Below are 11,503 nucleotides of genomic sequence, written 5' to 3' on the forward strand. Positions count from 1 at the left end.
ATGCCCCTGCTTTCCCCTCTGCGCCTGCGTCGTCTGGCTCGGCAAGAACAACTGAGAAACCGGCAGACCTTGATTACTTTCCAACTGGGCTCCTACTGCTTCGGCCTCCCTGTTGATCGGGCGCGGCGAGTTTTTAGCTGGGCAGAGTTTCAGCTTGCTCAGGAGGGCGGCCCCCAGCTTTTGGATACCGGTCGTTTGTTGCTGGGCCGAGGGATCCCTTTTCAACCGGAAGGGGTTATTCTGTTGCAGCCAGGCAGTTCTGAGGACGGATTGTCCGACCAGATCGACAACCCAGAAACAGGGGCTCTGCCCATTCCCACTCAGCCCCTCCTGCGCCGTCTGCCCTCTTCCCAGTTGCAGCCTCTCCCCAGCCGCTATGCAGCTCAGGCCCGCCAACGGGGTATTGTGCAGTGGATCCCGCCAGCCGAAGGCCAGCTCCCCCTGTTGGTGTTCGACCCTCATCTCTGGCCTGTCTGTTCTTGAGCGGGGAGAGGGGGCAGTTGCAGTTCTGGATTCTCCACGCGGGTTAGCTCCCAGCGGAAGTGCTCCCCACCCCGTCGCTGCCAATTCAATCGGAAGGGTTGCTCCAAGGCGTTCACCTGATCCCGCGTCAGGTTGGCTAAGGGGCCGCCGGATCCCTCGATCACAAACCAGAGAGTGGCCTGTCCTTGGCGACTGGGATCCCCTGGGCCGAGCTGCACCTGCAGCGCTTGGGGTTGGAGGCGCAAGCGAAAAAATTGGCCGAAGATCTCGCGGCTGTAGGCCAGCGCCCGCTGCTTGTTCAGGCCCCAACCATCGCTATAGGCCTCAGATACCAACATCTCCACCTGATCCCAGTTGCGCTGCTCCACCGCCCGCAGCAATCTCTCCGTGTGGACGCGGATTTGTCGCTCAGGCCGCCCGTATTGCCAAAAGGCTCCCACCCCGATAGCCAAGACGACGGATCCCACCACCCCCCAGCGCAGCCAGGGGGGAAGGGGTGAAGGGGGAGAAGAGACAGAGGCAGACAAGGGATCCCTCTTGGGCAGTAGGGGGATTGCTCCCTCTAGCCTACGGGATCCACATGTGAGAAGATCAAAGTCCCATCCCCAAATCTGTGCAGCCTTTGCCAGGCACAGCACGCCCCCGAAGTTTAGCCAACCGGTCATGACCAAGTCCACCGACCGCCTGCTGCTGGAGTTTGAGCAGCCTGTTGCCGCCCTGGAGCAACGAATTCAAGAAATTCGGGCCTTGGCAGAAGAAAACGACATCGATGCCTCTGAGCAGATTCGCCAATTGGAAGCCAAAGCCGAAGAGCTGCGCCGCGAGATCTTCAGCCAGCTCACGCCGGTAGAACGGCTCCAAGTGGCCCGTCACCCCCGCCGCCCCACCACCCTGGATTACGTACAGACCATCTGTGACGACTGGTTTGAGCTACACGGGGATCGCCACGGCCAGGACGATCCGGCCATTGTGGGCGGGTTGGCCAAGCTAGGGGAGCAGCCGGTGATGATCCTGGGCCACCAAAAGGGTCGCGACACCAAAGACAACATCCACCGCAACTTTGGGATGCCCAATCCCGCCGGCTACCGCAAAGCCCTGCGGCTAATGGAACATGCCCACCGCTTCGGCCTGCCCCTGCTCACCTTCATCGACACGCCGGGGGCTTACCCAGGCGTCAAGGCGGAAGCTGAGGGCCAAGGAGAGGCCATTGCCACCAACCTGCAGACCCTTTTCCGGCTGGAGATCCCCATCATCTGCACCGTCATCGGCGAAGGGGGATCCGGCGGAGCATTGGCCATTGGGGTGGGCAACCGCATCCTGATGTTCGAGCACGCCGTCTACTCCGTGATCTCGCCGGAAGGCTGCGCGGCTATTCTCTGGAAGGATGCCAAGAAGGCTCCCCAAGCGGCGGCAGCCCTGCGCATTACCGCCCAAGACCTGCTGCAACTGGAGGTGATCGACGAGATCCTGCCGGAGCCGGTTGGCGGCGCCCACCGCGCGCCCTTGGAAGCTGCTCAAACCCTCAAAGAGGCTCTTCTCAGGCATCTCAAGGAACTTTCTAGCCTGAGCGGGCGAGAATTGCGCGAGGAGCGCTACCAAAAGTTTCGCCGCATGGGAGCGTTTCTGGAGCTTTCTGAATAGACCTATGCATCCCTGATTTATAGTCGTTTCAGATTAGGGTGAGACACCTGGGCCATTGATCGCGCCAGCGGGACGGAGTCCTTGAAAAGCCTTTTGGCCCCCTGCATTATTGCTCTGCAACGCCGATGCGACCAACATTTTAGGCGTGGGTGCAGTGTCCTGGTTTGAACTGAAATGACTATATTTGGGGTTTAATTTGGGGTTTATTCGAGGGGAGAGGCCCTTTAGGAGCTGCTCTGGGATGAACTTCCGAAAGCACTCCGCGCCCTCAACCTGACCAAGAGGGGGCTAACTCCTACCAGGTTACCCGATCCCGCAGCTGCTCAATCCGGGCTGGGCCAATGCCATTGACCCGTTGCAGATCCTCCAAAGAGGAGAAGGGGCGGGCCTCGATAATGCGCTGCGCCAGGGCGGGGCCAATGCCGGGCAACTGTTCCAGCTCCGCCGCCGTGGCCGTATTCAGGTTAACGCGAGGGGATCCCCCAGGAGACGCCACCGGAAAAGCAACCGACGGGGAAGGGGATCCCGCCTCAGGAGGAAGAACGACCTCGACTTCCAGCAGCTCCGGCTCCGGTTCAGGCAAGGAAGCGGCAACGGGGACGGGGTTGGGGCAGCGACGGGACGCCTCTTCTGCCTGCTGTTGCAGGCGGCGGCTGGGGCCAAAGCGGGCATCGGCAATGAGCCGGTCGAACTCCCGCACAAAGTGATCCACCACTCGGCTATTGCGGATGATCAGGAGGTTTTCATCGTTGACGTGATTGGCGGCCATCGACCAGTTGTGGGATCCGGTGATCACCGTGGCCTGAGGAGTGCCGGGATCGATGATGGCAAACCTATGGTGCAGCTTATCGCCGGGGGCGAGGTTGGGTATGCCTACAGACTGGGCCGGCAGCGTCCAGGGCAGGCGCGCCGCCTCCACCTGGCACTTTTCGTCGGGGAGCAACAGCCCCCACATCTCCAGGGTGCGGCTGTAGTCGCGGAAGGCAAAGCCGGGATCGAACACCCCGCGGATCTCCACGTTACGCTCCTGGCGCAGTTGCCTGAGCTGGTTGGCAATGCCCGGATCCGTAAAGACGAACAGAGCCAGATCCACCTGTCGCCGGGCTTGGGCCAGGGCGGCGGCGATGATGCCGTTGGAGGTGGCTTCATAGGGCAGGGAGCGACTGGCAGGAGAAAAGTGAACCCCCACAATGGCATCGTCAATGTACACCGTTTCCAGGGAACGCTTGAGCTTCTGCACGCCGAAGCGGCTATCGGTCAAGCCACCGGGGCCATCGCCCCACATGAGATCGAATTCCTCGGTGTAGAGGCGGGCCAGCTCCGGGCTGTCCAGCAGCAGCAGATGGTTGGCATTGCCGACACTGCCAGGCGCATCAAAGTCCCCGTGAATATCAGAGAGCGTGAAATTGGCCGATCCGGTCAAGATTTTCTGCCCGTCGATCACCACAAATTTGTGGTGCATCAGGCCGCTGCCCTTGGAGCCATCGGCGGTATCATCCAGCCAGGGCACCCGCCCCCCATCCAGCAAGGCGTACACATCTCGGCTGGCAATCTCCTCGGGAGAAAACCGTCCATCGCGGTTCACATCCACCAGGTTGCGGTACTCCTCGAACTTGCGACGGCTGCGCTCGTCCAGCGCCCGCACTTCGGCAGGGGTGAGCTGGTGCCAGGCTCGCACGTAGGTGTTTTCAGTAATAAAACGCACAGGGATCCCCGCCTGCCGCCGCTCCACCAGAGCCTGGGCAATCAGGGGTAGGTTCAGCTCTTGCACGGCAATATCCACCGACTGACGAGCGGAGCGAATCTGGGAAATGATCAACTCTTCCAGGTTGTAGCCATAGCGGCGGATCTGGCGATAGGGATCCCGATAGGTGCTCTCGCGGCTTTGGTTGAACACCACCCGGATGCGGGGGTGCTGCGGCAGAGGGGCCAGGGTGGGCAGCTCCGGCTCTTGGGGGTAGGCTCTGGGCCGAGGACCCACCCAGTAGCCGATCAAGACCAGAATGAGAAGCAGAGCAGCCCAGGGCAGCCAGCGGCGGAGTTGCCGCAGCCACGACGGGATCCCGTTCATCGAAAAAACTAGGCTGTGTTTACTTTTAGTATGAGGTGAGGATAGTTTTTGGGCAAGGTCTGATGAGTTGCCTTGTCATAGATGACAATAAATAGCAAAAGATTCTGGCTTTTCTGCGAACAGAACCCCACATTGGCAAAGAGGCAGGATGCAAGCGGTTTATCGAGGGCGTGCTGTGGATGGCTCGTTCTGGCTCCCCCTGGCGCTACCTCCCGGAAAGATGTGGAAAGTGGTACACCGTTTACCCAAGATTCCATCACTGGAGTCGCTTGGGAGTCTGGGAAAGAATGTTTCAGTTCTTCATCACAGAACCCGATTGAGAGCATCTTATCCTGGACTCAACTATCGTTCGTGCTCACCCCTGTGCAGCCAGAGGGGAGCAAGCCTTGGGCAGGAGTCGAGGTGGATACAGCTGGCAAAAAGAACGCACGAAAGTGATAAGGGAGAGTCGGGTGGTGATTCCTTCTAGGAAGAAGAGGAGGGTGGTGCGAGATTACGACCGGCATGTTTACAGAGAGAGGCACCTAGTAGAGTGCTTTTTTCAGAAGCTAAAGCAGTATCGGCATTTGTTTTCTCGTTTTGACAAGTTGGCCAGGAACTTCTTGAGCTTTCTCTACTTCGCAGGTGCTCTCTTCTGGCTAAAGATCAACACAACCTAGGTCTGAAACCCCGCTCTTGAGGGCGGCTTTACTCTCCATAAAACCTCCAGGAACAAAAGCATAAGTACCGCACATCCTCTCTTTTGGCGCTCTGCGTCAACCTCTTCCCGCTCCGTAAGCAATGCAAACTTAACCTCCCCCCAGAACTGCCACCCACAAAAGTGAGCCCCCACCTGGGATGACGCACCAAACTGCCGCGCTTCAAACCCAGACTGATAGTCCCCCCGTAGGGCAGTCTTTTCCCACCTTTGGCCGGTTGCAAACGATGCAGTTGACGACGATGAAACCGTAGAGGAACTACTATGAGCATCTGCCGGTTGTCAGGTTGCAGGTGCCCACCGGTTACGGAGTTAGCCAACACCCACGCATCCACGCAGTGAGCCTCAAAGACCTCGGCTGTCTTTTTGTTGGTTTTCTTCAGCCCAAGGGCGTCCCGCATCTGCTGGGTTTCCCACCCTGAGCGGATCAACACTTGCCCCAAGCCCGCTAGTTGTTGATAAAACCACTGCTTACCCACCTCTAGGGGGGAGAAAGACACGTCCCAGCGACGCTGGCCTGAGGTCTTCGCCTTAATGTCCTCCACCACAAATACGGATATGGGAAACAACTTGCTCAGCCACCTGGCAAGACAGAGCTTCCACTGCCACCGAGCCTTGGTGGAAGGGGGCAATCCGCCTCTAGCCCGGTTCGCTCTCGGTTGCCGACAGGGCGTTTGGCGATACCGCCTCAACCGACGCATGTTTCGACGCTGCTCAACATGCTCCTTCACCCAATTAACCGCGTCCGCTTGGATGTTGAGGTAGGTGTGTGCGGCTGATTTGACCGACCACCCTTCTTTCTTGCTTCCTGGGTCAATACCGACGGCTATGGGTTGGGTTTGCCGGTCAGAAGGTTCCCCGTTGAGACGAACACAAAACACCCCTCTCTTCCAAAAGGGAGTAGCCTTGCCGGATTTAACCCACCGCCTCGCCCGGCTGGGAGTGGTCGGCATGAGGGGGTTTTGGTTGTGGTCTACGACGGGCACGAACATGCGGTAAGTCTCCTTGCGGAGTATGTACATCCCTTCGCCCCTGGCCGACGTAGAGGTAGCAAACTAGGGAAGCATTCGCTACGTACTTTGGGCTGCCACGCCCAGTCGGCTCAGTCTCCTTCAAACGCCCCCCATGACTGGGTTGCTTGGGCAGGCTAGTCTTTCCTTGCCCTTGGGGTTTCAGGCTGGCTAGGCCCTACTCCCACAAGCCCTCAGCTAAGAATGGGGGTACTTGACGGCCTTTCTCCTCTCCAGCAATCACAGCCCCAGGATACCGAACTTTGCGGCAGCTGTTTCTGCGCCAAGGTGCTCTCTGCTCTACTCTAGGGCCACCCGTGAGAGAAAGGCTTTTGACCGCCGATATTCGAGCTGCCAACGGCATCATCCACGTCATCGACGCCGTCTTGATCCCACCGCGTTAGGCATTGGGCCACCACTTCGGGCATCATAGAAGCATCGAGATCCAGCACTTTATTGGGGAGATTCAGCGTGGAGCGGCCTAAGTGGGTAGCAATCGTTACAGGGATCCTGGCCATTGCTCTGGGGGTGGGCTACTTGCTGCTGGCACAGCTGTTGGATTATCGCGGGGGCGAGTTTTTGCCGGCACCGCTGGAGCCGCCGGCGATTTTGGGAGAGGGGATCCCTGGCTCATGGGGCCGGTTGAGCTGAGGGCGCTTTTGACTTCCTGCTTCCCCTTCCTCTTTTACTTGCGGGTGGCTGATCCCCAGCAAAACTCTTGACAAAATTGTATGCTCAGCTACAGCAAGCCCTATGCTGGAGAAGCGGTTGCAGATTCAGTTGACAGCGGGGGCTGTCCTCTGGGATGACCGGTCGATTTTGGCTTTTTGATCTGGAGATCTGGGCAGGCTGTGGGTTGGGATGGTGCTGTCGCGCTCCACTTGGGTGTGGTTGTGGGCAGGGCTGGGTTTGGCGGCCCTGAGCCAATATCTGCAATGGGTTAGCGGGATCTATAGCTTTATCGCCCCCCATTCGTTGCCGCTGGCGGATCTGGCAGTGGCCGGGATCCTGGGAGGGACAGCAGCAGCAGGTCTGGCAGCGCGCCATTGGTGGCAGCAGGCTGGCCGACGGCAAAGTACTCCAAACCAGCGGACACAACCGCTGCGGCGGGTTAAGTTAACTCGGAATCAGGTGCAAGCCGATCTGGAAGATGCCGATCGCCTGATCCAGAAGCTGCAGAATGACATCAGTCGCCGTGCCCTGCGTGCCAAGCTGCAAGAGATCAATCAGCGGCTTAACCAGGAGGAATTGCATCTGGTGGTGTTCGGCACCAGTTCCGCCGGCAAGACCTCGTTGATCAATGCCTTGATGGGCCGACCAGTGGGCGAAACAGCCCCCACCCTGGGCACCACCCGTCAGGGATCCATTCACACCTACCAATTGGAGGGCTGGAACGGCCCCATTTCCCTTACCGACACACCTGGGCTGCTGACGATTGGGGGAGCAGGTGAAGCGGAAGCCCGCGCCCTGGCCCAGAAGGCGGATCTGCTGATCTTGGTGGTGGCCGGGGATCTGCTGGCTTCGGAATATGCCGAAATGCTGGAGCTGGCCCGGCTGGGCAAATCCGCCATCCTGGCCCTCAACAAAACCGATCAGATGCTGCCGGAGGATGTAGAGACCATCTTGGCCCATTTGCGCCGACGCACCGCCGGTGTTATCCCTGCCGAACAGGTGGTGGCCATCGCCGCTGATCCAGAGCCCCTCAAGGTTCGCTACTACTCCGAAGATGGCTCTGTGTGGGAAACTTGGGAGCCGCAGCCCCCCGAGACAGAGGCCCTCATTCAACAAATGGCTCACCTGCTGCAGCAGAAGGGATCCCACCTGCGCTTGGCCAATGCCTTGTTGCAAACCCGAACTCTCAGCGAAGCCGTCCAGCAGGCCCTCCAAGAAGAACGTCGCCAACAGGGTCGCCAGATCGTGGAACGGATGCAGTGGGCCACCGCTGCTGCCCTGGCGGCAAACCCTCTTCCTGCTTTGGATGTGCTGGCAGGAGTAGCCATTCAGGCGCGCATGATTGGGGAACTGCACCAGGTGTTTGACCGACGCATTACCTTGCGCCGGGCCCAGCAAATTGCCCAGAGTTTGGCGCAAATGGTGGTGCAACTGGGGGGGCTGGAGCTGGCTACTCAGGCTTTGGGCTCTCTGCTCAAGGCCAGCCCCTTGATGGTTATGGGGATCCCCCTGCAGGCAGTGACGGGGGCCTATCTGACACGGGTGGCGGGGCTCAGTTACCTAGAGTGGCTGTCCTCTGGGGATCCCTGGCAAGAGGAAATCCTGCAAGAGCGGATTAGGCAGCAGCTCCAAAACCGTCATCCTCTGGCCTTTCTCACCCAACTGGCCCGCCAAGCCCATTCCAACAGCTAGTCCAAGCATCCGTCTTTTCGCCGCCACAGGCCCAACCTATCCCGTTCTCCGCCCGCCGCAGAAAATCCATTACACTGAGTACAGCTTTTTCTAACTTAACTTTGTAGAAGTTCTGTAGATTAGCAGGCTCCAGGTCACACAAGAGAGAACATTTGTACCAGCCATACTCAGCGTTGCCGGAAAAAGTTGCACAATTTGTTAATCACAAGTCAAGCCCAGTCCATCATTTTGTAGTCTGCTGCCCTAAACTGGCTCCGTTTGCGCCTTATGTCTTCCATCAACCCGACCTTGCCCATTCAGTGGATCGACGCGGATTCGGGAGAGGTGGTGGAAGAATGCCCTTGGGAGAGCAGTCCCCATCCGGGCACCTACGTCCAACTGGCAGAGCAGCACTACCTAGTTCTGGAAAAGCGTCATTCCTACCGACTCCGGCAAGGCAAATACCACCTGTGTGGGATCCGCGCCTTGGTGCGTTCGGTAAACCCACCGCAGGAAGCAGGGAATTGCCTGGGGGATCCCTCCTGTCGGTTCAATGCCCACTCGCCCTTGCTGCGCTGCGCCGTCAACCCCAGCGGGCCCTGTCAGGGCTGCCCCCACTACGAGTCGGCCCCGCGTTGCTAGCCCTCCAGCTCCAGAGCCAACACCTGGGTCAGCGCACGGTTGGTCTTTTCGCGAAACTCGGCCACGCTCACCCGTCCCAGCAAATACACGGCCAGCAACATCACCGCTGCCTCCACCCCAAAGACGGTGGCATAGGCAAGCACTGAAGAAGTGGGGAAGAGAATGCGCCCCAGATCGAGCAAAGCCCCACCAAGTAAGGTGGAAACCGCCTGGGACATGGCCTGGGCCAGACCCCAAGCCCCGATAAAGGTGCCTGCCGTCTCCGCTGCCGTCAAGTCCAACATGAGGGTAATGGCGCCATTGGTGGTGATCCCAGAAGCCAAGCCAAACAGGATCATGCACAGCTGCAGCAGCCGTGAATTGCCTGTAAACCCTGATGCAATGGTCAGCCCAAAAGAGATGGCCACCAGCAGACAGCCCAGACGAGCCGTTGTCTGTTTGCCTAGCTTAGGCACAATGAAAAATCCGGTCAGCACAATCCCTGCCAAAATACCCAGGCTCCAAAAGGCATTGAGCTGGGTGCTCTGGGCCACCGTCATGCCAAACACCTCGCCGCCGTAGGGTTCTAGGATCGGCTGTTGGATAAACAGGCCCATGGTCATCAACACCAAGAAGCCGAAAAAGATCAGGGTTTGGCGGCTGGCGGTCAGCACCTTGATGGCCGTACCCAGGGTGATTTGGTCTTCCCGTCCGGCCAAGGTGGAACGGGATCCGTAGCGGGAATAGCGCTTTTCCACCCCCCAGGTGGCAACCACCCCCAGCAGGATCACCACGGCTGGAATGATGATGAAGAGGCGATTAATGGTGCTCTGCAGGTTGTCCGGATCCAAGCCCCGCAGCAGAACTGCCGAGCCAATCGCCCCCCCAGCAATGCCCACCATCAACATGGACCAGACGATCCCCACCAACTTAGAGCGGTTGTCCTCGTCTGACACATCCACCAGCAAAGCCGCAAAAGGTGTGGAGCAGGCGCTGAGGCAGAGACCATAAAGGGCAAACATCAAACAGGCCAAGCCTATCCAGCCATAGGTGGCTCCAGACCAGCCCGTAGCCGCAAAGCTCTCCCCCAAACCCCACACCACCTGCACCCCCAGGAAGATACAAACGGCAAATAGCACTGATCCCAGGCGCACATAGCCGGTGCGATGCAGGCCAAACAGGGGCTTGGCATCCGAGAGCTGCCCAAACCAAACCCGAGCCGGGGAGACCAACTGGTGCATGGCTAGGGATCCCCCCACCACCGTTGCCGGGATGGCCAGCAGATCCGTGTCGATCATGACGCGGTTCAGCACTCCCAGAGTGAGCAGCGACATCATTCCCAAGCCCATTTGAAACAGGCCCAGGCGGAACATGACATGCAGCGGCAAGGGCTGAACCTGCGCCTGAGGCTCTGGAGAAGTTGAAGTTACAGAAGCGTTGACCTCGGGATCCCGGCGGATATTGGCCATGATCTGGAATGATTCGAAAGGGTGCTACAGCCTTTTATCGTAGCCCAGGCAGCCTGGGATCCCGGCAAAAGCATGGGGTTGCCAAAAGTGAAACCGCCACGTCCTCTCCCCTTTTGGGAGCTATTGTCAGGGTATAGTCCCCCAATTTCCAATCCTCAGGAATATTGCTATGCGCGCCCCCATCCCCTGGCTGCTGAGTTCACTGAGCTGGGTGGGCATTTCCCTGGCCGCTCCGCCGATGGTGTCTACTTCTCAGGCAACCCCTATGGATTTTCCCCTCCACCAGTCCCTTTCTTCCCCCTCGCCTTCAGAGTGGGCAGAGTACTTGGCCTACAGGCAGGTGATTGACCAGACGATCTCCATGACCTGGGATCCGCAAGCGCGAGCCTTGGCAAAGCAGTATGGGCTGGATATCGTCAACATCACCTGGGAAGATACCGGACGCCACAAGGGATCTGCCCTTGGCCCCAACATCAGCGACATGACCATCCAGGTACAACAGCTCAACCCCAGAACGGGCCGCTACGAGCTGAGCTTGATGCCGGTGATCCGCTACCCCAACTTTGCCGATCTGTCTGCCGACCTGCCCCTCGACAGCCTGCAGGTGCTGGTGGGCAACGAAAAAGGAAAACCCCTGCAACCAGTGTCGTTGCGAGAGCTGCTGGGGAATCTGCGCCGCTACTTACATGATCCCGGCTCTTGGGCCGGCAACCGGAACTCCCTGCTGGCTCCACGGGATAGCCATGTGTTGGTGAGCGCCCAGGCCGCCTTTTTGCCTATCCCTGCCGGGGGATCCGCTCAATTCAACCCGGTGCTGTTCAACTACCAATCCCATCCCGGCAACCCAGCCGTGCTGGCAATCTTGGCCACCCGCGAGGGCACCAGCATGACGGTGATCGAGAACCGCACCGAAGATAGGGTGGGCGAGGCTATTTGGGGCCAGCGCCTTTTCTTCAATCAAAACGGTGAACGGGCCAGCCTCACCGGGCAGCGCCTCAGCGATTTTCGGGCCGAGCAAGCCGCCAACCCAACCCCCAGAGATCCCCATTCGGCGGAAGTAGCAGAAGAAGCCCTGAACCTGGTGATGGTGATCCAAGTACCTGATACATTTACGCTGAACACTGCTGAACATCACTGTTCAACTATGCAGCGATAGCATTCTGTTTGT

At 58.9% G+C, this 11,503-nt stretch carries 11 protein-coding genes and 1 pseudogene; 8 read left to right on the forward strand and 4 right to left on the reverse strand.

The annotated features are described in order from the left end of the window. Positions 1-483, forward strand: coding sequence for a hypothetical protein (locus tag NW840_RS01485; protein WP_099812950.1), 483 nt, complete (start codon positions 1-3; stop codon positions 481-483). Here the strand turns inward: NW840_RS01485 and NW840_RS01490 are convergent. Then, complete coding sequence (locus tag NW840_RS01490) at positions 459-1,010, reverse strand: hypothetical protein (protein WP_414341956.1); 552 nt, start codon at positions 1,008-1,010, stop codon at positions 459-461. The two genes, NW840_RS01485 and NW840_RS01490, sit on opposite strands and share 25 nt — an antisense overlap. Before the next feature lie 136 nt (positions 1,011-1,146). Here NW840_RS01490 and NW840_RS01495 point away from each other — a divergent pair, with 136 nt between their 5' ends. Further along, positions 1,147-2,124 carry an acetyl-CoA carboxylase carboxyltransferase subunit alpha gene (locus NW840_RS01495; RefSeq protein WP_414341981.1) on the forward strand — a complete coding sequence of 326 codons (978 nt, stop codon included), beginning with the start codon at positions 1,147-1,149 and terminating at the stop codon, positions 2,122-2,124. A 295-nt stretch (positions 2,125-2,419) separates the two neighbouring features. On the opposite strand, the gene NW840_RS01500 is transcribed toward NW840_RS01495, so the two are convergent. Continuing rightward, positions 2,420-4,195 carry a phospholipase D-like domain-containing protein gene (locus tag NW840_RS01500; RefSeq protein WP_414341959.1) on the reverse strand — a complete coding sequence of 592 codons (1,776 nt, stop codon included), beginning with the start codon at positions 4,193-4,195 and terminating at the stop codon, positions 2,420-2,422. 101 nt (positions 4,196-4,296) lie between these two features. On the opposite strand from NW840_RS01500, the pseudogene NW840_RS01505 reads away from it, so the two are divergent. Next, positions 4,297-4,854: pseudogene (locus NW840_RS01505) on the forward strand (transposase). A gap of 28 nt (positions 4,855-4,882) precedes the next feature. On the opposite strand, the gene NW840_RS01510 reads toward NW840_RS01505, so the two are convergent. After that, on the reverse strand, positions 4,883-5,914 hold the full coding sequence (locus NW840_RS01510) for an RRXRR domain-containing protein (protein ID WP_414341962.1): 1,032 nt from the start codon (positions 5,912-5,914) through the stop codon (positions 4,883-4,885). 251 nt (positions 5,915-6,165) lie between these two features. Between NW840_RS01510 and NW840_RS01515 the strand changes: the two genes are divergently transcribed. The 4 genes from NW840_RS01515 to NW840_RS01530 all read left to right on the forward strand — a co-directional run bounded on the left by NW840_RS01515 (position 6,166) and on the right by NW840_RS01530 (position 8,887). Then, positions 6,166-6,306, forward strand: a complete 141-nt coding sequence (locus NW840_RS01515; protein ID WP_414341965.1) for a fasciclin domain-containing protein — start codon at positions 6,166-6,168, stop codon at positions 6,304-6,306. Positions 6,307-6,373: 67 nt separating this feature from the next. Continuing rightward, entirely contained in the window at positions 6,374-6,553 is a 180-nt protein-coding gene (locus tag NW840_RS01520) for a hypothetical protein (protein ID WP_414341967.1), read from the forward strand. A gap of 210 nt (positions 6,554-6,763) precedes the next feature. Beyond that, the gene (locus NW840_RS01525) at positions 6,764-8,266 is read left to right on the forward strand and encodes a DUF697 domain-containing protein (protein ID WP_414341969.1); all 1,503 of its coding nucleotides are present in this window, start codon (positions 6,764-6,766) and stop codon (positions 8,264-8,266) included. 267 nt (positions 8,267-8,533) lie between these two features. After that, positions 8,534-8,887, forward strand: coding sequence for a DUF6464 family protein (locus NW840_RS01530; RefSeq protein WP_414341972.1), 354 nt, complete (start codon positions 8,534-8,536; stop codon positions 8,885-8,887). On the opposite strand, the gene NW840_RS01535 is transcribed toward NW840_RS01530, so the two are convergent. Continuing rightward, positions 8,884-10,335 (reverse strand): BCD family MFS transporter, encoded by a 1,452-nt coding sequence (locus tag NW840_RS01535; protein WP_414341975.1) that lies wholly within the window; start codon positions 10,333-10,335, stop codon positions 8,884-8,886. The genes NW840_RS01530 and NW840_RS01535 overlap by 4 nt on opposite strands. A gap of 169 nt (positions 10,336-10,504) precedes the next feature. Between NW840_RS01535 and NW840_RS01540 the strand changes: the two genes are divergently transcribed. After that, positions 10,505-11,491, forward strand: a complete 987-nt coding sequence (locus NW840_RS01540) for a hypothetical protein (protein WP_414341978.1) — start codon at positions 10,505-10,507, stop codon at positions 11,489-11,491. Positions 11,492-11,503 lie beyond the last annotated feature (12 nt).

Source organism: Synechococcus sp. R5-13 (genome assembly GCF_047462015.1).
Taxonomy (GTDB): Bacteria; Cyanobacteriota; Cyanobacteriia; order Thermostichales; family Thermostichaceae; genus Thermostichus.

What these genes read in the sequence shown, in the direction of transcription:
- NW840_RS01540 (WP_414341978.1), top strand. Translation starts at nt 10,505, where the DNA reads ATGCGCGCCCCCATCCCCTGGCTGCTGAGTTCACTGAGCTGGGTGGGC.
- NW840_RS01485 (WP_099812950.1), top strand. Translation starts at nt 1, where the DNA reads ATGCCCCTGCTTTCCCCTCTGCGCCTGCGTCGTCTGGCTCGGCAAGAA.
- NW840_RS01525 (WP_414341969.1), top strand. Translation starts at nt 6,764, where the DNA reads ATGGTGCTGTCGCGCTCCACTTGGGTGTGGTTGTGGGCAGGGCTGGGT.
- NW840_RS01530 (WP_414341972.1), top strand. Translation starts at nt 8,534, where the DNA reads ATGTCTTCCATCAACCCGACCTTGCCCATTCAGTGGATCGACGCGGAT.
- NW840_RS01495 (WP_414341981.1), top strand. Translation starts at nt 1,147, where the DNA reads ATGACCAAGTCCACCGACCGCCTGCTGCTGGAGTTTGAGCAGCCTGTT.
- NW840_RS01500 (WP_414341959.1), bottom strand. Translation starts at nt 4,195, where the DNA reads ATGAACGGGATCCCGTCGTGGCTGCGGCAACTCCGCCGCTGGCTGCCC.
- NW840_RS01510 (WP_414341962.1), bottom strand. Translation starts at nt 5,914, where the DNA reads ATGTACATACTCCGCAAGGAGACTTACCGCATGTTCGTGCCCGTCGTA.
- NW840_RS01535 (WP_414341975.1), bottom strand. Translation starts at nt 10,335, where the DNA reads ATGGCCAATATCCGCCGGGATCCCGAGGTCAACGCTTCTGTAACTTCA.